Origin of the sequence: Pannonibacter phragmitetus, assembly GCF_050510895.1 — a bacterium.
Classification (GTDB): Bacteria; Pseudomonadota; Alphaproteobacteria; order Rhizobiales; family Stappiaceae; genus Pannonibacter; species Pannonibacter phragmitetus_B.
In genome coordinates, this window is record NZ_JBNINT010000001.1 from 2,114,685 (window position 1) to 2,136,238 (window position 21,554).

At 60.8% G+C, this 21,554-nt stretch carries 22 protein-coding genes; 10 read left to right on the forward strand and 12 right to left on the reverse strand.

Annotated features, from left to right (window positions below; all coding sequences use genetic code 11):
• Window positions 1-94: 94 nt before the first annotated feature.
• The 4 genes from ACQB61_RS09915 (at window position 95) to sseA (ending at window position 4,328) form a co-directional block, all read left to right on the forward strand.
• Complete coding sequence (locus tag ACQB61_RS09915) at window positions 95-1,129, forward strand: cysteine synthase A (RefSeq protein WP_430512495.1); 1,035 nt, start codon at window positions 95-97, stop codon at window positions 1,127-1,129.
• A gap of 16 nt (window positions 1,130-1,145) precedes the next feature.
• Window positions 1,146-2,630 (forward strand): cardiolipin synthase, encoded by a 1,485-nt coding sequence (gene cls / locus ACQB61_RS09920; RefSeq protein ID WP_430512496.1) that lies wholly within the window; start codon window positions 1,146-1,148, stop codon window positions 2,628-2,630.
• 95 nt (window positions 2,631-2,725) lie between these two features.
• A complete protein-coding gene (locus ACQB61_RS09925; protein WP_430512497.1) occupies window positions 2,726-3,439 on the forward strand; it encodes an alanyl-tRNA editing protein in 714 nt (237 codons plus the stop codon).
• 46 nt (window positions 3,440-3,485) lie between these two features.
• A complete protein-coding gene (gene sseA, locus ACQB61_RS09930) occupies window positions 3,486-4,328 on the forward strand; it encodes a 3-mercaptopyruvate sulfurtransferase (RefSeq protein ID WP_430512498.1) in 843 nt (280 codons plus the stop codon).
• An 84-nt stretch (window positions 4,329-4,412) separates the two neighbouring features.
• Here sseA and ACQB61_RS09935 read toward each other — a convergent pair whose 3' ends face one another.
• The 5 genes from ACQB61_RS09935 to ACQB61_RS09955 form a co-directional block, all read right to left on the reverse strand.
• The gene (locus tag ACQB61_RS09935; RefSeq protein WP_430512499.1) at window positions 4,413-4,748 is read right to left on the reverse strand and encodes an META domain-containing protein; all 336 of its coding nucleotides are present in this window, start codon (window positions 4,746-4,748) and stop codon (window positions 4,413-4,415) included.
• 436 nt (window positions 4,749-5,184) lie between these two features.
• Window positions 5,185-5,988 (reverse strand): amino acid ABC transporter ATP-binding protein, encoded by an 804-nt coding sequence (locus ACQB61_RS09940; protein ID WP_430512500.1) that lies wholly within the window; start codon window positions 5,986-5,988, stop codon window positions 5,185-5,187.
• A gap of 69 nt (window positions 5,989-6,057) precedes the next feature.
• A complete protein-coding gene (locus ACQB61_RS09945; protein ID WP_430512501.1) occupies window positions 6,058-7,227 on the reverse strand; it encodes an amino acid ABC transporter permease in 1,170 nt (389 codons plus the stop codon).
• Window positions 7,228-7,229: 2 nt separating this feature from the next.
• Complete coding sequence (locus ACQB61_RS09950; protein ID WP_430512502.1) at window positions 7,230-8,441, reverse strand: amino acid ABC transporter permease; 1,212 nt, start codon at window positions 8,439-8,441, stop codon at window positions 7,230-7,232.
• Window positions 8,442-8,664: 223 nt separating this feature from the next.
• On the reverse strand, window positions 8,665-9,666 hold the full coding sequence (locus tag ACQB61_RS09955; RefSeq protein ID WP_430514341.1) for an amino acid ABC transporter substrate-binding protein: 1,002 nt from the start codon (window positions 9,664-9,666) through the stop codon (window positions 8,665-8,667).
• Between the two features lie 309 nt (window positions 9,667-9,975).
• Between ACQB61_RS09955 and metC the strand changes: the two genes are divergently transcribed.
• Window positions 9,976-11,142 (forward strand): cystathionine beta-lyase, encoded by a 1,167-nt coding sequence (metC, locus tag ACQB61_RS09960; protein ID WP_430512503.1) that lies wholly within the window; start codon window positions 9,976-9,978, stop codon window positions 11,140-11,142.
• A gap of 86 nt (window positions 11,143-11,228) precedes the next feature.
• Here metC and ACQB61_RS09965 read toward each other — a convergent pair whose 3' ends face one another.
• From ACQB61_RS09965 to ACQB61_RS09985, 5 genes are read right to left on the reverse strand one after another with little or no spacing between them, the layout of a single operon-like run.
• Complete coding sequence (locus tag ACQB61_RS09965; protein WP_430512504.1) at window positions 11,229-11,537, reverse strand: DUF4387 family protein; 309 nt, start codon at window positions 11,535-11,537, stop codon at window positions 11,229-11,231.
• A gap of 1 nt (window position 11,538) precedes the next feature.
• Window positions 11,539-12,891, reverse strand: a complete 1,353-nt coding sequence (locus ACQB61_RS09970; protein ID WP_430512505.1) for an acyclic terpene utilization AtuA family protein — start codon at window positions 12,889-12,891, stop codon at window positions 11,539-11,541.
• A 3-nt stretch (window positions 12,892-12,894) separates the two neighbouring features.
• On the reverse strand, window positions 12,895-14,436 hold the full coding sequence (locus ACQB61_RS09975) for a tripartite tricarboxylate transporter permease (protein ID WP_430512506.1): 1,542 nt from the start codon (window positions 14,434-14,436) through the stop codon (window positions 12,895-12,897).
• Window positions 14,437-14,445: 9 nt separating this feature from the next.
• Window positions 14,446-14,886, reverse strand: a complete 441-nt coding sequence (locus ACQB61_RS09980) for a tripartite tricarboxylate transporter TctB family protein (RefSeq protein WP_430512507.1) — start codon at window positions 14,884-14,886, stop codon at window positions 14,446-14,448.
• Complete coding sequence (locus ACQB61_RS09985; RefSeq protein WP_430512508.1) at window positions 14,886-15,851, reverse strand: Bug family tripartite tricarboxylate transporter substrate binding protein; 966 nt, start codon at window positions 15,849-15,851, stop codon at window positions 14,886-14,888. The genes ACQB61_RS09980 and ACQB61_RS09985 overlap by 1 nt, the downstream gene beginning before the upstream one ends.
• A 126-nt stretch (window positions 15,852-15,977) precedes the next feature.
• On the opposite strand from ACQB61_RS09985, the gene ACQB61_RS09990 reads away from it, so the two are divergent.
• From ACQB61_RS09990 to ACQB61_RS10010, 5 genes are all read left to right on the forward strand, one after another.
• On the forward strand, window positions 15,978-16,643 hold the full coding sequence (locus ACQB61_RS09990; protein ID WP_430512509.1) for a response regulator transcription factor: 666 nt from the start codon (window positions 15,978-15,980) through the stop codon (window positions 16,641-16,643).
• On the forward strand, window positions 16,640-17,443 hold the full coding sequence (locus ACQB61_RS09995; RefSeq protein WP_430512510.1) for a sensor histidine kinase N-terminal domain-containing protein: 804 nt from the start codon (window positions 16,640-16,642) through the stop codon (window positions 17,441-17,443). Before ACQB61_RS09990 ends, ACQB61_RS09995 begins: the two co-directional genes overlap by 4 nt.
• The gene (locus ACQB61_RS10000; protein ID WP_430512511.1) at window positions 17,440-18,078 is read left to right on the forward strand and encodes a sensor histidine kinase; all 639 of its coding nucleotides are present in this window, start codon (window positions 17,440-17,442) and stop codon (window positions 18,076-18,078) included. The genes ACQB61_RS09995 and ACQB61_RS10000 overlap by 4 nt, the downstream gene beginning before the upstream one ends.
• Window positions 18,079-18,179: 101 nt before the next feature.
• Complete coding sequence (locus ACQB61_RS10005) at window positions 18,180-18,713, forward strand: ABC transporter substrate-binding protein (protein WP_430512512.1); 534 nt, start codon at window positions 18,180-18,182, stop codon at window positions 18,711-18,713.
• Entirely contained in the window at window positions 18,710-19,168 is a 459-nt protein-coding gene (locus tag ACQB61_RS10010) for an ABC transporter substrate-binding protein (protein ID WP_430512513.1), read from the forward strand. Before ACQB61_RS10005 ends, ACQB61_RS10010 begins: the two co-directional genes overlap by 4 nt.
• A 7-nt stretch (window positions 19,169-19,175) precedes the next feature.
• Here ACQB61_RS10010 and ACQB61_RS10015 read toward each other — a convergent pair whose 3' ends face one another.
• Entirely contained in the window at window positions 19,176-19,592 is a 417-nt protein-coding gene (locus tag ACQB61_RS10015; protein ID WP_430512514.1) for a hypothetical protein, read from the reverse strand.
• A gap of 97 nt (window positions 19,593-19,689) precedes the next feature.
• Window positions 19,690-21,549 (reverse strand): sodium:solute symporter family protein, encoded by a 1,860-nt coding sequence (locus tag ACQB61_RS10020; protein WP_430512515.1) that lies wholly within the window; start codon window positions 21,547-21,549, stop codon window positions 19,690-19,692.
• Window positions 21,550-21,554: the final 5 nt, after the last annotated feature.

The window sequence follows — 21,554 nt, forward strand, 5'->3', positions numbered from 1 at the left end:
GTCAGATTGCAGCCGCGTTACTTGATCCGGCGCCTTTGGACCATTAGCTTGCGCACAAGCCGTTTCAACCAGAAAACAGTACCACCGGATCACCATGACCCTTTACTCCTCCGCCGTCGACGCCATCGGCAACACCCCGCTCATCCGTCTCAACCGGCTTTCCGACGAGACGGGTTGCGAGATCCTGGGCAAGGCGGAGTTCATGAACCCCGGCCAGTCGGTGAAGGACCGCGCCGGAAAGCAGATGATCCTGGAAGCAGAAGCGCGCGGCGATCTGAAGCCCGGCGGCCTGATCGTCGAAGGTACAGCCGGCAACACTGGCATTGGCCTTGCGCTTGTCGCCCGTGCACGTGGCTACCGGACCGTCATTGTCATGCCGGACAGCCAGAGTCAGGAAAAGAAGGACATGCTGCGCCTTGCAGGCGCTGAGCTGGTTGAAGTGCCGGTGAAGCCCTTCTCCGACCCGAACAATTACCAGCATGTCGCCCGCCGCCTCGCCGAAGAACTGGCGAAGAGCGAGCCCAATGGCGTCCTGTTTGCCGACCAGTGGAACAACCTGGACAACCGCAAGGCCCATTTCGTCAGCACCGGTCCGGAAATCTGGCGCGATACGGACGGAAAGGTGGATGGTTTCATCTGCGCGGTAGGGACCGGCGGCACGCTGGCGGGCACCTCGACCTATCTGCGCGAGCAAAAGCAGGACATCGTGATTGGCTGTGCCGACCCGCGCGGAGCAGCGATGTACTCTCTCTTCACCACCGGCAAGGCGGAATCCTCTCCCGGCGGCTCCGTTTCGGAAGGCATTGGCCTCGGCCGCGTCACCCCGATTATCGAGGACATCAAGGTGGACAAGGCCTATCTGGTGACCGACGAGGAAGCCATGCCTTTGCTGTTTGATCTGGCCGAGCATGAAGGCTTGCTGCTCGGCGGCTCCAGCGCCATCAACATCGCCGGTGCGGCCCGTCTTGCGCGGGATCTGGGACGCGGCCACACGGTCGTGACCATCCTGTGCGACCACGGCTCGCGCTATCAGTCCAAGCTCTACAATCCGGATTTCCTGCGCTCCAAGTCCCTGCCGGTTCCGGCGTGGCTGGAGAGCCGGTCCGGGCTGAAGGCGCCTTTCCTCTGACTTAAGGACCACGCCCATGGAGGGCGCTGCCACGTCCATCGGCCGGGATGTCCTCACGGATGTCTCTCTCGCCGATACAATTCTGAACAATCTCGGCATCATCGCCGCGGTTACGGCAGCGCTTTACACCCTTGCAGCCATCTGCGCCGTGCGGGAAGTAATGAACAGCCGCACGTCGCAAGGCACCATCGCCTGGCTTCTGTCGCTGTTCTTCCTGCCCTTCCCCACGATCTTTCTCTATCTCGTCTTTGGCTGGAAGCAGTTCGACGACTATGCCGATGTGCAGCGCAAAATGGGACGCGACGAGCGCAGCCGCCGTGCGCGGCAGATCGGAATTGCCGACAAAGAGGCGACAACGGACTGGCAGGTGCTGTCGCGCGTCGCCAACCTGCCCTTCATGTCCGGCAACCGCTGCGAGTTGCTGATCGATGGCGATGCCACGTTTTCCTCGATCCTGCAGGGGATTTCCGAGGCAAAAACAGTGGTTCTGGTACAGTTCTTCATCGTGCGCAGCGATGTGCTGGGCCGCACGCTGGCGGACCTTCTGATCGAAAAGGCCCGGCAAGGCGTCCGGGTCTATTTCCTTTATGACGAGATCGGCTCCAAGGGCCTGCCCAAGGCCTACATCCGCCGCCTGCGCCGCAACGGCATCCATGTCTCTGGCTTCAACGAAACCCATCACTATCTGCGCATTCTGGGGCCAATGCGGATCAACTACCGCAACCACCGCAAGGTCGTCGTCGTGGACAACCGGCATGCCTGGGTCGGCGGGCACAATGTGGGCGACGAATATCTGGGCAAGGACCCGGATTTCGGACACTGGCGCGACACCCATGTGAAGATCAGCGGCCCGGCAGCGCTCGGCTGCACACTCTCCTTTGCCGAGGACTGGCACTGGGCCTGCGGCGAGCCGCTGGATTTCTTCTCTCCTGGCCCTTACGAATCCCCCGGCGACGAAGCGGTGCTGGTGATGCCGACGGGCCCGGCCGATCCGCTGGAAGACTGCTCCATCGCCTTCACGGAGGCCATCTCCCGCGCCCGTCACCGGCTATGGATCGTCAGCCCCTATTTCGTGCCCGGCCCGGACATGCAGACGGCGCTCTACGCAGCCGCCATGCGAGGCGTCGATGTGCGGGTGTTGCTGCCGCAGAAGGCCGACCATAGGCTTGTCTGGCTGGCCAGCCACGCCTATGCGGATGACATGGTGAACCACGGTATCAAGGTCTACCGCTATTTCGAGGGCTTCCTGCATCAGAAAGTGGTGCTCGTGGATGACGAGCTGGCGTCTGTCGGAACCGTGAACTTCGATAATCGCTCCTTCCGGATCAATTTCGAAATCACCCTCTGGTTCACCAGCCCCGGCTTCATCAGCCAGATCGCGGCCATGCTGGAACAGGACTTTGCCCGCGCAAGGCAGACCGGACCGGACGATCTCGACAAGCGCTCCTATGCCTTCAGGGTACTTGCCCAGAGCGCCCGGCTCTTTTCGCCGATCCTTTAAGACAACTGGCTCACGGGACGTCCTTTCAAGGCTTGCGGCGGCGGCAGAGCGTGCTACCGTGCGGCCCCGCCCTATCCGATACCGGAGCCTTTCAAATGACCGAGCCCCTTTTCCGCGATGATTCCTACCTGCGCAGCTGCGAAGCGCGGGTGGTCGAGATTACCGGAGATGGCGCTATCGTACTGGACCGGACGGTGTTCTACGCCACCAGCGGCGGCCAGCCCGGAGACAGCGGCTATCTGGAGCGGGCCGACGGCAGCCGGATTGCCATCGCCACGGCCCTCTATGCCGATGGCAAGACTGGCCACCGCCATATTCCCGTAGAAGGCGAGGCCCTGCCGGATGCAGGCGAGGCCGTGACCGTGCATGTGGACTGGGCGCAGCGCTACCGTTTCATGCGCATGCACACTGCTCTCCACATCATTTGCGCCGTGCTGCGGACCAAGATCACCGGCTGCCAGATCGGCGCCGAGGAGAGCCGCATCGACCTTGATATTCCCGAGCCGCCGGAACGCAGCGCCATTGAGGCAGCCATCCGTGAGGCAATCAGCCGCGACATGGCAATCAGCACCGAATGGATCACGGATGCAGAGCTGGACGCCAATCCCGGCCTCATCAAGTCCATGAGTGTCAGTCCCCCGCGTGGCAACGGCAAGGTGCGCCTTGTACGCATCGGCGAGGATTTCGACCTCCAGCCCTGTGGCGGCACGCATGTGTCGCGCACATCCGAGATCGGCCTCGTAGAGGTCACCAAGCTCGACAAGAAGGGCAAGCTGAACCGGCGGATACGCATCCGCCTGGCTGATTGATCCCTTTTCCAGAACCAGACCTGCCCAGCAGCACCGGAGATCCAGCATGAACCGCCCGCCCCTCGTCAGCACCGAATGGCTCGCCAGCCGCATTGATGCTCCCGATGTCCTCGTGCTGGATGCCTCCATGCACCTGCCCAACACGGGCCGTGATGCCAATGCGGAATATCTGGCAGAGCACATTCCGGGTGCCATCCGCTTCGACATTGACGCCATTGCCGACAAGGCAAGCCCCCTGCCCCATATGCTGCCGCAACCGACAGCTTTCTCATCCATGATGCGCAAGCTCGGCGTGGGCGACGGCATGACGCTGGTTTTCTACGACACGGTCGGTCTCTACTCAGCCCCGCGCGGCTGGTGGATGCTGAAGACCATGGGTGCAGAACGCGTCTTCATTCTCGACGGCGGCCTGCCGAAGTGGAAGTCCGAGGGGCGTCCGGTGGAAGATGGCAAGGTGACACGGCCAGAACGCCACTTCACCGCCCGCCTGCACAATGGCTCCGTGACCGATATCGACGCCATGCGGGCGATTGTCGACAGCGGCAGCCGTCAGGTGCTCGACGCCCGCGCCGGTGCCCGCTTCCGGGCGGAAGTGAAAGAGCCACGCGAGGGCCTTCGCTCCGGCCATATGCCCGGCGCCTTTAGCACGCCATTTACCGAGCTTCTGAATGCAGATGGCACGATGAAGTCAAACGATGGTCTGCGGCAGGTGTTCCTGGACGCTGGTGTGGATCTGTCGCGCCCGGTGACCACCTCCTGCGGCTCGGGCGTCACTGCGGCGGTCATCACCCTCGCCCTCACCCTTCTCGGCCACAAGGATTTGAGCCTCTATGATGGCTCATGGAGCGAATGGGGCAGCCTGCCGGACACTCCCGTCGTCACGGACTGACGCGCCTCGCATTTGGCCGCGAAAGACAGAAGGCCCGCGTCAGAAACTGACGCGGGCCTTTGTTTTCAGGAAAGGTTGCCAGCGTCACATCAGCGACAGACGCAGCACCGGTTCGGATTTGGCGTTGAGCAGCGTGAGAGAGCCGCGCTCACCCCGGTAATCTGTGGCCGCGTTGATCGCCTCAACGAATTTGCGCTCCTGATCCATGATGGCAGGAGCGCAGGCCTTTCGGGTGACCGCCAGCGGGCCAATCTTCAGAACGCCGCCGCCCTGACGAACCTGCCCGAAGATTGTGTTGCAGCCGCCGGAGCCCGCCACTGTGCCGGCCTCTTCAATCTCCAGAATGCTGTCTGCGCCGCTCTGCGGCGCCGCGCCCTGTATCTCCTCAGCCTTCCACTTGCCAATCAGATCGAACGGCAAACTGCCATCCTGCGCAGCGGCCGGCAGACAAGCCGTCAGAACCAATGCGGCTGCAGAACAGGCGAGACCTCTTGCAGGAAGATGGCGAAAAGCTCTGGGAACAGTCATGCGTCGAACAACCCTCTGCGGCAGACAATAACGAACGGCCGGTGATATCCATGTCCAGAATGCCTTATCCCTGATAACGCCAAGTAAATCTGAAGGCATTTCCGTCAGACATGACTTACAGGTTGTTTACGGCAATTCCTTGAAGGTGGAATTTGCAAGACAGAACAAAAAATAACGGCAGCAATCAGGCGGATACTGTTAAAAAATGCAGTGTCTTTTTCTTCAGTATCTCCCCACCCGTAAATGAGTCAGGCCCCGAACCGTGAGGTACGGGGCCTGACTTTCACCTTTGCGCGCCAGCCGGAAGACCGGCCCGGGCTTTTCCAGATCAGTGATGCAGGATCTGGCTCAGGAACAGCTTCGTACGCTCGTGCTGCGGATTGAGGAAGAACTGCTCCGGTTCATTCTCTTCCACAATCTGGCCGGCATCCATGAAGATCACGCGGTTGGCGACCTTGCGGGCGAAGCCCATTTCGTGAGTGACGCAGAGCATGGTCATGCCTTCTTCGGCAAGGTTGACCATCACGTCCAGCACTTCCTTGATCATTTCCGGATCGAGCGCCGAGGTCGGCTCATCGAACAGCATGATCTTGGGGTTCATGCAGAGCGAGCGGGCGATGGCCACACGCTGCTGCTGGCCGCCGGAGAGCTGCCCGGGATACTTGTGCGCCTGGTCGGGGATCTTCACCCGGGTCAGGTAGTGCATCGCGATTTCCTCGGCCTGCTTCTTCGGCATCTTGCGCACCCAGATCGGGGCAAGCGTGCAGTTTTCCAGAATGGTCAGGTGCGGGAACAGGTTGAAGTGCTGGAAGCACATGCCAACCTCACGGCGGATCTCGTCGATCTTCTTCAGGTCATCGGTCAGTTCGATGCCATCGACGATGATCTGTCCCTTCTGATGCTCTTCGAGACGGTTGATACAGCGGATCATCGTCGACTTGCCCGAACCGGACGGCCCGCAGATAACGATGCGCTCACCGCGCATGACCTTAAGATTGATATCGCGCAGCACGTGGAAATCCCCGTACCACTTGTTCATGTCTTTGATCTCGATCGCCACATCCGTGTCGGAGACGGTCATCTTGCTGCGGTCAACCGCGATTTCAGTGTCTGAGACTGCGTTTTCACTCATGGGTTTACTCCAGAATATCCAGGGATCGGAGGCGGCGCGGCAATCCGCGCCAGCCTGTCAACGGTCGCTCTAGCGTTTGTGGCCCGTGTTCAGCCGCCGCTCCATGTAGATGGAGTAGCGGGACATGCCGAAACAGAAGGCAAAGAAGATCACCGCAGCAAACAGATAACCTGTGTGGCTGGTGACCGGCGTTGCCCAGGTCGGATCGGTAAACGAGGATTGGATCTGACCCAGAAGGTCGAACATGCCGACGATCAGAACCAGTGTCGTATCCTTGAACAGGCCAATGAACGTATTCACGATGCCTGGAATGACGAGCTTGAGCGCCTGCGGCAGGATGATGAGCCGCATCATCTGCCAAAACCGCAGCCCCAGCGCCATTGCCCCCTCGTACTGCCCTTTCGGAATGGCCTGCAGGCCACCACGGACAACCTCCGCCATATAGGCCGCGGAGAAGAGCGTCACACCGATCAGCACGCGCAGCAGCTTGTCGAAGCTCATGCCTTCCGGCAGGAACAACGGCAGCATCACCGAGGACATGAACAGCACGGTGATCAAAGGCACACCACGCCAGAACTCGATGAAAATCACCGAGAACAGCTTGATCACCGGCATGTTGGAGCGCCGCCCAAGGGCCAGCAGAATGCCAAGCGGCAGAGAGGCGGCAATGCCCGTCACCGCGATCACCAGCGTCACCAGAAGACCGCCCCACAGGGAGGTCTCGACAATCGGCAGGATAACCTTGTCTCCGATCACGAGACCCGTCAGCAGGTAGTAGGAAACCACCGGCAGACCGACGATGAACAGCACCGCGTTCAGCCGCTTGAACGGCACTGACGGGATCGCCAGGGGAATGAGCGTGGCTGCAAAGAGTGCAAAGACAATATCCACCCGCCACGTCTGATCCGCCGGATAGCGGCCATAGATAAACTGCGGGAAGTAAGCCTTCACATAAGCCCAGCAGGCGCCGATTGTCTGGCCTGAGCCTTCAGGCACGAGACAGGCATTGCGATTTTCACCGGTCCAGACTGCCGAGATGAACGCAAACTGGATGAGCGGCTCGATCAGCAGATAAGCAATGAGGATGCCGATCAAGGTCAGGATGGTGTTGCCGATGGAGGAAAACAGGTTTGTTCTCATCCAGCCGATGACACCGGCGGTCGATACCGGCGCGGGAAGGCGCGGGGCCTCCTCCGTGCGGATATGAAATGCAGATTTGGTTTCAGCCATGGTGTTCATCCTTACCGCTCCACCAAAGCCATCTTCTGGTTATACCAGTTCATGAAGGCAGACGTGATCAAGCTGAGCGACAGGTAGATCATCATCCATATCGCAATGACTTCGATTGCCTGACCGGTCTGGTTGAGAACCGTACCGCCAAGCGACACGAGGTCGGGGAAGCCAATAGCAACAGCGAGCGACGAGTTCTTCGTCAGGTTCAGATACTGGCTGGTCAGCGGCGGGATGATCACGCGCATCGCCTGCGGGATGATGACAAGCCGCAGGGTTGGTGCATTGCGCAGGCCCAGAGCATGGGCCGCTTCTGTCTGGCCGTGGCTGACGGCCTGAATGCCCGCGCGCACGATCTCGGCAATGAAGGCCGAGGTATAGATGGCCAGCGCCAGTGTCAGCGCCATGAACTCGGGTATCAGCGTCATGCCCGTTCCAAGCGTGAAGCCACGCTGCAGGATCGGGCCACTGTCGTTGAACACCGGGTGCTGGAACGACACGGGCATGCCTGATGCCAGATAGGCAATGAGCGGCATGCCGATGATGAGACCGAAAGCCGTCAGGAAGATCGGGAACTGCTTGCCCGTTGCCTCCTGGCGCTTGCGGGCCCAGGACTTGATCACGATGGACGCCACGATTGCGATGAGGAGAGCAATTCCGATCGCGGAAGAGCCAGGCGCGAACACCGGTTTGGGCAGCCAGATACCGGCGATGTTCAGATGGAAAGTGTCGAAGAGAGACCACTTTTCCCGCTTGCCCGGCACGGCACGCAAGACAGCAAAATACCAGAAGAAGATCTGCAGCAGCAGCGGAATGTTGCGCAGCAGCTCGACGTAACAATACGCCAGCCGTGAGATAACCCAGTTCTTCGACAGGCGCGCCACGCCGACGACAAAGCCGAAAGCCGTCGCAAATATGATGCCGATGACGGCAACAAGCAGCGTGTTGAGGAAGCCCACCAGGAGGGCATCACCGAACGTGGAAGACTCCGAATATTCGATCAGGCTTTGAGAAGTGCCAGATCCTGAGACCCGGTCAAGAAACCCGAAACCTGAGGCAATGTTCTGACGCTGCAGATTGGCAATCGTATTGGACACGATCACATAGCCAACCACCACCAGAACCGTGATCAGCAGCAGCTGAAAGAAAATGCCTCGAACATGCGGGTCGTTGACCAGCGATCCCCGGCTGGAGGATGCTGCGCCGTTTTCCCGAGTTGCCATATTCCCTCGCCAAACAAAGACGCACCGGTGCTCTTGTTGCGGCACCTGTCATGCGTTCGCCGTTCTCCAGACCCCGTCGACAGAGTAACGGCAGTTTTGTCCCCTGATACCGGCCGCTGGATTCCCAGTCTTTGCCGGCATCCTGATTACGCAAGTCCCGGCCAGCTTTCACCGGCCGGGACGCAGATCCAGGGATCCGTGAGGACCCCGTCAAGTCTGGCGGTTAGCGGACCGGCGGAGCGTACTGCAGGCCACCCTTGGTCCACAGGGCGTTCAGGCCACGTGCGATGCCCAGCGGGGTGTCCGGACCGACGTTGCGGTCGAAGGACTCGCCGTAGTTGCCGACACCCTTGACGATGTTGACGACCCAGTCATTGCCCACGCCAAGCTGCTGGCCGAAGTCACCCTCGGCGCCGAGAAGACGCTTGATCTCCGGGTTCTCGGAAGACTTCATCTCTTCCACGTTGGCAGAGGTGATGCCAAGCTCTTCGGCGTTGATCATGGCGAAGAGGCTCCACTTCACCAGATCGAACCACTGGTCGTCGCCGTGACGGACCACCGGGCCAAGCGGCTCCTTGGAGATGATTTCCGGAAGAACAACATGATCTGCCGGGTTTGCGAGCTTCAGACGCTCGGCATAGAGACCCGAAGCATCCGTGCTGAACACGTCGCAGCGGCCGGCGTCATAGGCCTTGATCACTTCGTCGGCCTTCTCGAAGGCGACGACTTCATAAGGCATGTTGTTGGAGCGGAAGTAGTCCGCAATGTTCAGCTCGGTCGTGGTGCCGGTCTGCGTGCAGACGGAAGCGCCGGACAGTTCCAGAGCCGAAGTCACGCCCAGCGACTTGCGCACCAGGAAGCCCTGGCCGTCATAGTAGGTCACACCGGTGAAGTTCAGGCCGAGCGAGGTATCACGTGAGGACGTCCAGGTGGTGTTGCGCGACAGCATGTCGATTTCACCCGACTGCAGGGCGGTAAACCGCTCCTTGGCGCTCAACGGAGAGTACTTGACCTTGCTGGCATCACCGAAGATGGCTGCTGCAACAGCACGGCAGACGTCCACGTCAAGACCGCTCCAGTTGCCCTGAGCGTCCGGATTGGAGAAGCCGGGCAGACCCTGGCTCACGCCGCACTGAATGAAGCCCTTGGCCTTGACATCATCGAGCGTGCCGGCGGACGCGGAGGTCGCAGCAGCAGCAGCAACGACGGTCGCACCGAGCATCATCGGAATGAATTTCGCTTTCATGGATTTGCAGCCTTTTTTGTTACCCATCTGTGTTTTTCATCAGGACCCGGGCAATCCGCGACGCCTTTTCCAGCTGCTGGACCCCCTGCCCGGCTATGCCGGGCTCCAGTCCTCCCTCGCGCTAAACGCGAAGTCGGAACAGCACCGCCACCCGAGCCCTAATGTGGCCATTCGATGGCATTTGACGCGACGGGTCAAGAGGCCGCAGAGTGGTAAAACGATTATTTCATCGCAAGACACGCCCCCTCTCCACCTCCCGCTGCATAGAAAGTCAACACGAGTAACAAAATGGCAGAAATTGATCAGAAACTGGACACAGCGCTCGTTCACGCAGGCCGTCATTCGGATGATTTTCACGGCTTCGTGAACCCGCCAGTCGTCCATGCTTCCACCGTCCTTTTCCCCAGCGTCGAAGCCATGGCGCCGGGAGCGCAGAAGTATTCCTATGGCCGCCGGAGCACACCCACGACTGAGGCACTGGAGGAAGCCATCGCTGCGATCGAGGGGGCAGCCGGCGCCAAACTCGCCACATCCGGCCTCAATGCGATTTCCCTCGCCTGCCTCTCATGTCTCAAGGCCGGTGATCATTTTCTGGTGGCAGATACCGTCTACGGGCCCACGCGGCATTTCTGTGACACGGTTCTGCCGCGCTACGGCATCGAGGTGGAGTATTTCGAGCCCTGGACAACTGATGGCATCCGAAAGCGGTTCAAGGTCAATACGAAGGCGGTGTTCCTTGAAGCGCCAGGTTCACTCACCTTCGAAATGCAGGATGTTCCGGCCATCGCCGCTGCGGCTCGTGAAATGGGCGCCTTCGTGCTGATGGACAACACCTGGGCAACGCCTGTGTTCTTCCAGCCGCTGGCCCATGGGGTTGATCTGTCGATCCAGGCTGGCACCAAATACATCGTCGGCCACTCGGACGTGATGATCGGCACGGTAGCGGCCAGTGCCCGCGCCTGGCCAGGACTGCTGGAAATGCACGGCAACCTTGGCCTGCATGTGGGGCCGGACGATGTCTATCTCGCCCTGCGCGGCCTCAGGACCATGTCGGTTCGTCTTGAACGGCACATGCGCAACGCGCTGGAAGTGGCAAACTGGCTGGCGGAGCAGAGCTGCGTGGCGGCGATTCGCTATCCTGCCCTGCCGCAAGACCCTGGCCATGCCCTGTGGAAGCGCGATTTCAAAGGCGCCTGCGGGCTTTTTGCCTTTGATTTCACACCGGAGGTCACGGAGCAGCAGGCCATCACCTTCCTGAATGCGCTGAAGCTGTTCGGTCTTGGCTATTCCTGGGGCGGCTTTGAAAGCCTGGCCATTCCGGTGAAGCTGAAGGGCCTGCGCACCGCCGGAACGCCGGTGCCGCTCAGCCAGAGCGTGCGCCTGCATATCGGGCTTGAAGACACGCGTGACGTGATCGCGGACCTGGCACAGGCCATGGCGGCGATGAAGGGCTGAAACAGAAAAGACCGGCTGCCGCAATCTGGCGGCAGCCGGTCACTCTTGCAGCAGTTAGCGTTGAACCAGCGGGCAGGAAGTCCGGCTCAGCCGATCCTCACATCCGCCTCTTCCAGAAGAACGGCCCATTGTGCGCCGTGCATGTCCCGGTCATTCGCGCTGCCCTGCACCACCGGGCGCGGGAAGCTGAACTTGATGACCGAGAGGTCCTCGATATCGAAGCGCTTCAACAACTGCGGTTCAGTGTGGAACAGTGCTGCCACATCCGCCGTCTTCAACGACGGCACAACCCGCTTGAACACCTCGTCAGAGCCGCAAAAAACATCCACGGTTACCCAGAAGGGACCGGCATTCTTGGAGCGGACCTTCAGGACGATATCACCCAGCCGTGCCATCTCAGATCTCCGTCACGTCAATGCGGAAGGCGGACATGGGGTCGTCCAGTTCCAGCACATGGTTGAGGGCAAACTCATAGAGCGCGCCACGATCCGATTGGGCCGGAGAATAAGGGAACGCGAAAGTCGGCAGTTCCTCGTTGTCCGTCAGCGGATAATGCAGCACGAAAGGATTGATCAGCTTGCCAATCTCGGCAGCAATCGCCTGCGTTTCAGCAGTGACGATGCCCAGCACGCCGATCTCCACCGGATCCCCCTTGCGGTTCTCCATGGCGCCCAGAGCCCCGTCCACGCCAATCAGGCGGAACTGCAGATCATAGGCGCCCGGCTCCAGCCCCATGCGGGAGCTGATCTCGCGCGTGAGGAAACCGGTCAGCCGGTCCACCCAGGCACGGGCTTCGCGCACATAACGGTCGTTGCGCAAGATCGCCATGATGGTGGTCTGGTATCCGGCGACACGCGCGCCCTCCAGCTTCACCGTGTACGGCCCCTCGACCCAGCGTGAGCCTTCCACCCGCACACGGCGCTCATCCAGCGCCGTGTAGCGCGAACCGCGCACATCAAGATAGCCGCCCGGCTCATAGAGCTGATAAGGATCGGAGTTCTCGTAGAGCATGTGGGCAGAAACGGAATGGGGTGTGCAGGCGGCATTTTCAGCCAGCGGCTCCACCGTGAACCCGTCCTTGTCGAAGTCCACCATGATCACACCGGAGGTGGGGTTGGTGGAGCAAAGCGCACCGCATTCAGCGATCTTGGCCCCATGCCAGGCACCGCCTGAATGTTCACCACGGGCAAGCGGCAAGGCACAGATTGTGGCCGTGTCGGTTGTGCGCCCGGCGATGACAATGTCAGCACCGGTCTCAAGCGCGGCCTGGATCTGTTCCGCACCGGCCAGAGCCACAATGTTGGAAAGTGAGCTGATCAATTCGGCGGAAATTTCCGGCGCAGGTGTCAGCGGCCTGATGCGGCCATCTTCCAGCGCCTTGATGATACGCTCCGCCGGCTGAGAGGAATAGACCCGCGCAACTTTCAGGTTCTGGCCGAGTTCGGCCGCCAGTTCGCGGGTGATCTCGTACATCCAGTCCACGGTCGCATCAGCACCGCAGGTGCCGGCCGTGCCGATGACGAGAGGAACGCCGGCCTCGGCGCGGGCCTTCATCAGGTCGCGCCATTCGGCCTTGGTCGCGGCGCGGGAGTACTTGGATACCCCCGCCCCGAGTGAAAAGGGACCACTGTCCGTGGATCCGCCGTCAATGCAGATGATGTCGGGGCGGAGACGCACGCCGCGGGCCAGCGCCTCCCGGTCAAACCCCAGCCCGAGGACACCTGAAGGCACCAGCACGCGAGTGGTCATGTCTTAGTCCTTGTCTGCAGCCGCTACATCTGCGACAGCCGTCTCACTGTCCGGCAGCGGCTTCTTGAGGAAACGGCGCAGGAAGATGGGGGCAAGGAAGCCCAGCACGGCCGCAGTCCAGAGACCAATGGCAATGCCCGAAGAGAACAGGTAAGTCCAGTCCCCATCCGACAGAACCATGGCGCGGCGCAGGTTGTCTTCCATCTGGTTGCCCAGAAGAATGCCCAAGATCACCGGCACGGTCGGGATATCCAGCTTGCGCAGGATGTAGCCCAGGGCACCAAAGCCCACCATCATCAGCATGTCGAAGGACGAGCCGGTCAGCGAGAAGATGCCGACGAAGGCAATCATCGTCACGCCTGGCAGCAGGATGTAGCTCGGCACCGACAGGATGTGCACGAAGATCTTCACCATCGGGATGTTGAGGAACAGAAGCACGAAGTTGCCGATGAAAAGCGAGGCGATCAGTCCCCAGACAATTTCCGGCCGCTCTGTGAAGAGCAGCGGACCAGGCGTGATGTTGAGCGTCAGCAGCAAGGCGAGCAGTACCGCCGTGGTGCCCGAACCCGGAACGCCAAGGGTCAGCATGGGAATCAGCGCGCCACCAGCGGCCGCATTGTTACCAGCCTCAGGGGCTGCAATGCCCTTCGGGTTGCCGGTTCCGAATGTGTGCTTGTCCTTGGCAATCGCCTTTTCGCCGGCATAGGCGAGGAAGGAGCCAAGAGACGCGCCCGCGCCCGGCAGAACACCTGCGATGAAGCCGATGACGGTTGCACGCAGCATGGTCCAGCGGGTCAGCCAGATGTCTGCCCAAGGAATCCGGCTGGACTCGATCTTCACTCCGATGGCGCTGTTCTTGCCGTGGCTCTCGATGAAGAAGAAAATCTCCGAGACGGCAAAGAGACCAACGATGGCGACGAGGAAGTCGATGCCATCCATTAGATGCAGCTCACCATATGTGAAGCGCGGCATGCCGGTGGTCTTGTCGAGACCGACCATGGCAAGGCCAAGGCCCAGAGCTGCAGCGAGAGCCGCCTTTGCCTGATTGTTCGAGCCAAGACCGCCCAGCGTGCAGAAGGCCAGCAGATAGAGGGCGAAATATTCAGCCGGTCCGAACTTGAAGGCGACGCGGGCCAGCAGCGGCGACATGACCATCAGGCCAACGGTTGCCAGAAACGCGCCAACGAAGGAAGCAACAGCCGAAATGACCAATGCGTCCCCTGCCCGTCCCTTGCGGGCCATGGGATAGCCGTCCAGCGTCGTCATCATTGCCGGCTCGTCGCCAGGAATGTTGAGCAGGATCGACGAGATACGCCCGCCATACATGCAGCCGTAATAGACCGACGTCAGCAGCACCAGTGCCGACATGGCATCAAGGCCAAGCGTGAAGGAAATCGGGATCAGCAGTGCAACACCGTTTGAGGGGCCAAGGCCCGGCAGCGCACCGATGATGGTCCCGAGGAAACAGCCGACAATCGCCAGGAACAGGGTAGTCGGCGTCAGCGCCACGGAGAATCCGAGCGCGAGATTAGACAGGATATCCATGATGTCTCCTCACCCCATCAGGGCGCGCGGCAAAGCCTGCAGGCCGAGACCGAGGACGAACTTGAAAAGCACGAACAGCCCGATGGAGAGGCCTGCGCCGGTCAGGAATGCCGGAACCGGCCGCGCCTCGATCTGGTAGCTGATGATGCCTGCGACGATGAAAGTCGGAATGATGAAGCCCAGTGGGCGGATCATCATCGCATAGGCCAGCAGCAGCACGAGCGTGAAGCCGAGCTTCGCAAGCATCAGCCCATAGGGCCATTCCACGTCCGGATCAGGACGCAGGATCATGGTGAGGGAGGCGAGAATGGTCACGCCGCCGATGATATAGGGAAACACCCGCGGACCGATCGGGTCCGACAGGAAACTGGTCTCGATCTGAGTGGCGCTGGAGAGATACCCCAGCGCCAGCAGAATCATGACCAGACCAAAGATCCGGTCACCCTTCATTATTTGATGATCCCGATATCCCGGGAAATCTGCTGGATCTCCGCGATGTTGTTCGAAACCCAGGCTTCAAAGTCCGGGCCGACCAGGGTGTAGGGAGCAAGACCGTTGTCAGCCATGACCTTCTTCCACTGATCGGAGGCGGCAACCTTCTGCAGGCGGTCGGACCATACCTTGAACTCTTCGTCAGAGATGTCCTTCGGGACATACACGCCGCGCCAGTTCATGGCGACGAGGTCCACACCCTGCTCCTTCGCTGTGGGGATGTCCGGGAAGGCTTCCACGCGTTCTTCGGCAAAGACAGCCAGCGCACGCACGTCGCCGGACTTGAGGAAGCCGGAGATTTCCGAAATGTCGCCGGTCATGGCAGCGGTGAAGCCGCCAACGGTCTGGGTGATGGCGTCAGCGCCACCGTCCACGCCAATGTACTTGATGGCGCGGGCATCCTTGAAACCAGCCCGGTTCATCATCATCAGAACCTTGAGGTGGTCAAAGCCACCCACGGCCGAGCCGCCGGCGAAGGCGTTCTTGGACGGATCAGCCTTCACGGCCTCAATCAGGTCATTGATGGTCTTGTAAGGGCTGTCCTTGGCCACGACGATGACGCCAGGGTCACCACCGATGGTGCCGAGCCACCGCACCTGGTCTGCCGTCATGCCCGAGAAGGCGTTCTGGGCAAGACGGGTAGTCGTTGCAGAGGACGCAGCAACGAACAGATCGGCATCATCTCCTCGCTCGGCCACAACGTGGGTGTAGGCCACGCCGCCCCCGGCACCAGCCATGTTGGTGACCTGCACCGGATTCGGCACAGCACCGATTTCATACATGATCTGGGAGATCTGACGGCAGGTGAAGTCCCAGCCGCCGCCGGGGTTTGCCGGTGCGATGCACTCGGTTGCCGCAGCAACAGTGGTCATGCCAGCACCGATCATGGCGCTAAGAGCAAGCGCCTTAAGCGTATTTTTCATCCCTGGTTCTCCTCCCTGGGGAAATGTCATCAGTCCGCAAGGCCTATCCGGACCTCTTGCGTCCCGCCATAGTTTGGTCCAAACCTGACACAAACCTGTCACAGGTATAAATTTGAGGATCTGGCCTTGCGGTTCCTGCTCATCGAGGACAATGGGGACCTTGCGCGTTCCGTGCACGAACGGCTGACGCTGGAGGGGCATGCCGTCGACCATGCGCCTGACCTTGAAAGCGCGCGCTCGTGCCTTACGTCTGCGGCCTATGATCTGATCCTGCTCGACATCATGCTTCCTGACGGAGACGGGCGTGCATTTCTTTCAGCGCAGCGGCAGAAGGGTGATGCGACACCGGTGATCGTGATGACGGCACGCTCTGCGGTGTCCGACAGGGTCGGCACGCTCGACATGGGCGCTGATGACTACATCACCAAGCCCTTCGACTTTGCGGAACTGGAAGCCCGTTGCAGGGCAGTCCTGCGCCGGCGTGGCGGCAGTCCCAATTCGCAGCAGCGCTTCGCCGATGTGGTGTTCGATCCACTTGCCGGTCAGGTGATCGTTGCAGGCGAAAGCCGGGAGCTGCGCAGCCGCGAACTCCGGCTTTTCGAGGTGTTTCTGGCCGCGCCCGGGCGTATCCTGTCAAAAGACCATCTGTGCGACCGTCTGTTTTCCTACTCCGAACCGGTCACCGACAATGCCATTGAGGTTTACGTGGGCCGGCTGCGCAAGAAACTGCAAGGCAGTGCAGTGCGCATCGAAACCCTGCGCGGCCTTGGCTACAGGCTGACGGGCACATGAGGCCGGGGGCAGACGGGCAGAAGGCTGGCGAAGGCAGCGCCCCGCCCTATTCTCCGTCCCTGCGCCGCCGTTTGATCACCCAGCTTCTGGGTCTTTCCGCCATTCTCGCCATTGCCCTGTTCTTTGCCGTCCGCATCAGTTCGGAACAGGCTTCGGAAGCGACCCTGGATGGCATCCTGGGGGCTGCGACAACAGCGATTGCCGAGGAATTGCGAAGCGTCGATGGCGGCCCGCTGGTGGAACTGCCATCCGGCACTTTCTCCATCCTGTCCGCGATGGGCGAGGAGCGGATTTTCTACCGCATCATGATCGGTGGGCGTGATCTGACCGGCTACGAGGATCTGCCCGAACCTGAAAAGGCCCCCTCTTCGCTCGAGCCGGTCTTTTACACCGCATCCTACCGGGATGCCGAGCTGCGCATCGCCGCGGTCGCCCGAAATCTGGTGATCGATGAAGGGCCTGTGCGGCTTCTGGTCATGGTTGGGCAGACACGGGAAGCGCAGAATACCATTGCGGCACGGCTTGCAAACCGGGCTGCCGCACTTGGCCTTGCCGTGTTCCTCGCCGCCATTCCCCTGTCGCTGCTGGCGGCCTCCCGCCTGCTGCGGCCCATCGAAAAGCTTGCCGCTGCGATGGAGCGGCGCGGCCCGCGGGACCTGCGTCCGGTGCGCCACCCTGCCCCGGCAGAGCTTGTGCCGCTCATCTCTGCTCTCAACAGTTTCATCACCCGCCTGCGAGGTACCCTGGCGCAGACGGAGACTTTCATCGCAGAGGCGGCCCACCACATCCGGACCCCTTGACCACCATTCGCAGCGAAGCAGAACTTGCCCTGCGCCTTGCTTCCGATGAGGCCATGCGCCAGCGCATGCGCGGTCTGATCCGGGCCGTTGACGAAGGTGCCCGCTCCACCAGCCAGCTTCTTGACCACGCCACCGTCGCCTATCGTGCAGGCCAGCAGAGTTTCAGCCAGATCGATCTGGGCCGTGTGACGGCAGCCCTTGCAGAACGCTACCGGACAACGGCAGACCTCAAGGACATTCACATCCTGCTTTCGTGCCCGGAAGAGCCCCTGCTCACCTTTGGCGACGCAGTGCTGCTGGAGGCTGCCATCCGCAACCTCATCGACAATGCCATCAAGTACTCACCGCCGGACACTGACATTCATCTGACACTGCAAAGACAGGAGCAGATCGCCATTCTGACCTGCCGCGATCATGGCCGGGGACTGGATGGTCAGAGTGGAGGCATGCTCTCGGGCCGTTTCCAGCGGGGAACGAATGTTGAAGACGTGATCGGCTCCGGCCTCGGCTTGACGATCGTGACGGAGGCGGCTGCCGTGATGAACGGGCAATTCAGCCTGGTTCCGGCTGAAGGAGGCGGCGCACTTGCAACGCTGGTGCTGCCACTCGCAAGCTTGCAGGAGGAAAGCGCATGAAACCTGCTCGACCAGTTCCCGCAAGAATTCAACTTCTAAAGAACCGTTTCAGAAAAGCGGCGCATCTCATTGCTTCTGCTTCTCTATTCCTCGCACTTCAGGTGCAGGCGCATGGTTTTGTCATAGAAGCGGAGAAACAGTTCGGCTCCGCATCGGCCCCCAATGAAATCCGTATCGTATCGAGCACGGACATTGATGTCTTTCAGCCGGTGATCGAGGGCTACATCCGGGAGCACCCGTCCATTGCCGTGCATTACATCGTTTCACCCAGTCAGGGACTTTATGACGCGGTGGCGAAGGAAGGGGAAATCTTCGACCTGGTCATTTCCTCGGCCATGGACCTTCAGATGAAGCTCGCAAATGACGGCCTGACCCAGCCACTGCGGCAGGACATCATCTCCACCCGGCCGCCCTGGGCCCGCTGGCGGGACCGGCTGGTCGGGGTGGCGCAGGAGCCCGCCGTCGTGCTCCTGGCCGATGAAGCGCTGGAAGGCGGGCTGCCGGTTCCTCGCACACGCCGGGACCTGATCAATCTGATGCGCGACCATCCGGACCGGTTCCGGGGGCGCATCGGCACCTATGACCCGGCCGTTGCAGGCGCCGGCTACCTTTTGCGGCGCAGGACGCACGCATGAGCGACACCTTCTGGCGCCTTGCAGAAGTGATGGGCCGCCTTGATGCACGACTCTATTGCTGCTCGGGCGAAATGATCGCGGACGTGCAGACGAAGAAGATCTTCATGGCCTATAATGTTCTGGGCAGCTATCTCCCGCGTGACAAGGTGGCGCGTGAGGGCTTCGAGGTCATCGAGCTCGAGGACTACACGATCACGCTCCTGCGAACGGCTCTGGTCCCCTCAAACGCCCCCCACCCCGGCCTTGCCCAGGATTTCCTGGCGTTTCTTGTTTCTCCCTCAGGCCAGAGCCTGCTGACAGAACGGGCCGGACTGCCGCCGATTGATCCGGGCATTTACACCGAGCGCCCGCATCTGCGGCCAATCCGCCTTGATCCCGGCCTGCTGGCTCAACTGGACAAACTGACACGAGCAAGGTTTCTCGACGAGTGGCAGGCGGCCATGGAGCAGCCTTGAAGCATCCTCATCCGCCGAACAGCGAGGCGAGTGTGAGATAGGCCGGGAACAGCAGCGGCGGTAGCCCCAGAAACGCATCCCCGAACAGGAACAGCTTCAGGAAAAAGAACAGGAAGGCCGCGTAGAGAGACGCGGCGAAGGGCATCAGAAATCCGGGAGTCAGCGGCGCTATGAGCGCGAGGAACGGATTTGTAATCTGCCGCAGAACCACGAAGAAGGTGATCTGACGGTCGCTGCCGAAGACGAATTCGAGCAATCCGCGCGCAAAGAGAAAAGCCGCAATGGCCGACAGGGCATAGGTGCCGCCGAGAAAAACCGCCACGACGCCCGGGGCCCCGCCCACGAGAAATGTAACGACGGCCAGAAGATAGGTGCCCGCCAGATAGAGGACGCCGCTGGCGGCGGATGCCTGCTGGTGCTGCATGAACGCTTCCTGTTTTTTGAGGCCTGCCGCACGTGCCGGCGGCAGAGACAAAAAAGCGCAGGGTCCAAAGACCCTGCGCCATTTTTCTTATGGTAGATCAGTGCCCGGCAACCATCATGGTACCGCCCTTCGGCAGACGCAAGCGGTCAACGAAGTCCTGCATTTCCTGGCTGGGGGCAGGCGTGACCAGCGACACCAGATAGGTAACGAGGAAGCCAACCGGCACACCGAAGATACCGGCAGAGATGGCCTTCACGCCAAACCAGCTGATCTCGTCGCCCGTGCCCTTGACGAAGTCGAAGCCGTACACGTTGCCGATCAGGTAGTACATGGTGATCCCGAAACCGGCGACCATGCCCATGATACCGCCCAGATTGGTTGCGCGCTTCCACCAGACGCCAAGTACCAGCGGTGCAAAGAGCCCCGCAGCAGCGATGGAGAAAGCCCACGCCACCATGGACAGGATGTCCGACGGCTTGGTGCGTGCCAGGAAGGCTGCAGCCAGAGCGACCACGATCAGAAGGATCTTGGAGATCATCAGGCGGCGCTTGGCGTCGGCCTTGGGATCGATCATCTGATAGTAGACGTCGTGCGACAGCGCATTGGCGATGGCGAGCAGCAGGCCGTCCGCAGTGGACAGAGCTGCAGCGAAACCGCCGGCACCGACGAGACCAACCACCCACACCGGCATGCCGGCAATCGAGGGGGTCGAGAGCACGATCATGTCGTTGTTGAGCTTCAGCTCGGCATAGGGGAAGCCGTTGGCAAAGCCCTTGGCCTCGCAGGCCGCCTGGATGGCCGCAAGCGTCTCAGCCTTCACACCGCAGATCGTCACCAGCTGGTGACCAGCGATTGAGCCCCACTGCAGCATCCATTCCGGGATGGCGGTGAATGCCAGCTGATACTGGGAATCAGCCCCTGCCCCGACGAAGAGACCCATCAGGTTGAACTTCGAGAAGGCAGCGTAGGCCGGTGCCGTGAAGTACAGCAGGAAGATGAAGAACAGCGACCAGCCCACCGACTTGCGTGCTTCACGTACCGTCGGTGTCGTGAAGAAGCGCATCAGGATGTGCGGCAGCGAAGCGGTGCCGACCATCAGACAGAAGATCAGGCTGAAGTAGTCCAGCGGTGACAGGTTCACAAAGGGTGCGACATGCGACTTGGCCACGCCAAGCAGCTGCTCGTACTCCGCGATCTGCGTCAGGGCGCCGCCGTAGGTGAGCTGCGGCACCGGGATGCCGAACTGTACGGTTGACATCCAGACTGCCGGAAGCAGGTAGGCGACGATCAGCACGATATACTGCGCCACCTGCGTCCAGGTCACAGCCTTCATGCCGCCCAGCATGGAGCAGACAAGAATGCCGGCAAGGCCTGCAAAGACCGCGATACCGAAATCGATACCAAGGAACTGAGAGGCGATAATGCCGGAGGCATAAACCTGTGCAGTGATGTAGGTGAAGGAGCAGCAGAACAGCACGACAATGCCGACAAGGCGAGCCGCGTTGCCGCCGTAGCGGGTGCCGAGGAAGTCAGGTACCGTGTAGGCACCGAACTTGCGCAGGTAGGGTGCCAGAAGCACGGCCACCAGCACATAGCCGCCAGTCCAGCCCAGAACATAGGCAAGGCCGTCGTAGCCCAGCACGAAGAGCGTGCCGGCCATGCCGACGAAGCTGGCACCGGACATCCAGTCTGCACCGGTTGCCATGCCGTTGTAGATGGCTGGAACGGACCGCCCTGCAACGTAATATTCCGAGACCTGCGCTGTTCGGGACATGATGCCGATGAAGGCATAGATGCCGATAGTCGCCGCCATGTAGCTCCACATGATGAAACGGTCGGGAATGCCGATCGCTTCAAAGATGGCCATCAGGACGACGAAGAACGCGAAGCCGCCGACGTAGATCGTGTAGATCTTGCCGAGGTTGTCGGTGAAATCACCTTTCATGCTCATTGCCATGGTGC

What these genes read in the sequence shown, in the direction of transcription:
- ACQB61_RS09925 (WP_430512497.1), top strand. Translation starts at nt 2,726, where the DNA reads ATGACCGAGCCCCTTTTCCGCGATGATTCCTACCTGCGCAGCTGCGAA.
- cls (WP_430512496.1), top strand. Translation starts at nt 1,146, where the DNA reads ATGGAGGGCGCTGCCACGTCCATCGGCCGGGATGTCCTCACGGATGTC.
- ACQB61_RS09965 (WP_430512504.1), bottom strand. Translation starts at nt 11,537, where the DNA reads ATGGCACGGCTGGGTGATATCGTCCTGAAGGTCCGCTCCAAGAATGCC.
- ACQB61_RS10015 (WP_430512514.1), bottom strand. Translation starts at nt 19,592, where the DNA reads ATGCAGCACCAGCAGGCATCCGCCGCCAGCGGCGTCCTCTATCTGGCG.
- ACQB61_RS10020 (WP_430512515.1), bottom strand. Translation starts at nt 21,549, where the DNA reads ATGGCAATGAGCATGAAAGGTGATTTCACCGACAACCTCGGCAAGATC.
- metC (WP_430512503.1), top strand. Translation starts at nt 9,976, where the DNA reads ATGGCAGAAATTGATCAGAAACTGGACACAGCGCTCGTTCACGCAGGC.
- ACQB61_RS09940 (WP_430512500.1), bottom strand. Translation starts at nt 5,988, where the DNA reads ATGAGTGAAAACGCAGTCTCAGACACTGAAATCGCGGTTGACCGCAGC.
- ACQB61_RS09980 (WP_430512507.1), bottom strand. Translation starts at nt 14,886, where the DNA reads ATGAAGGGTGACCGGATCTTTGGTCTGGTCATGATTCTGCTGGCGCTG.
- sseA (WP_430512498.1), top strand. Translation starts at nt 3,486, where the DNA reads ATGAACCGCCCGCCCCTCGTCAGCACCGAATGGCTCGCCAGCCGCATT.
- ACQB61_RS09945 (WP_430512501.1), bottom strand. Translation starts at nt 7,227, where the DNA reads ATGAACACCATGGCTGAAACCAAATCTGCATTTCATATCCGCACGGAG.
- ACQB61_RS10010 (WP_430512513.1), top strand. Translation starts at nt 18,710, where the DNA reads ATGAGCGACACCTTCTGGCGCCTTGCAGAAGTGATGGGCCGCCTTGAT.
- ACQB61_RS09915 (WP_430512495.1), top strand. Translation starts at nt 95, where the DNA reads ATGACCCTTTACTCCTCCGCCGTCGACGCCATCGGCAACACCCCGCTC.
- ACQB61_RS09995 (WP_430512510.1), top strand. Translation starts at nt 16,640, where the DNA reads ATGAGGCCGGGGGCAGACGGGCAGAAGGCTGGCGAAGGCAGCGCCCCG.
- ACQB61_RS09955 (WP_430514341.1), bottom strand. Translation starts at nt 9,666, where the DNA reads ATGATGCTCGGTGCGACCGTCGTTGCTGCTGCTGCTGCGACCTCCGCG.
- ACQB61_RS09975 (WP_430512506.1), bottom strand. Translation starts at nt 14,436, where the DNA reads ATGGATATCCTGTCTAATCTCGCGCTCGGATTCTCCGTGGCGCTGACG.
- ACQB61_RS09985 (WP_430512508.1), bottom strand. Translation starts at nt 15,851, where the DNA reads ATGAAAAATACGCTTAAGGCGCTTGCTCTTAGCGCCATGATCGGTGCT.
- ACQB61_RS09970 (WP_430512505.1), bottom strand. Translation starts at nt 12,891, where the DNA reads ATGACCACTCGCGTGCTGGTGCCTTCAGGTGTCCTCGGGCTGGGGTTT.
- ACQB61_RS09950 (WP_430512502.1), bottom strand. Translation starts at nt 8,441, where the DNA reads ATGGCAACTCGGGAAAACGGCGCAGCATCCTCCAGCCGGGGATCGCTG.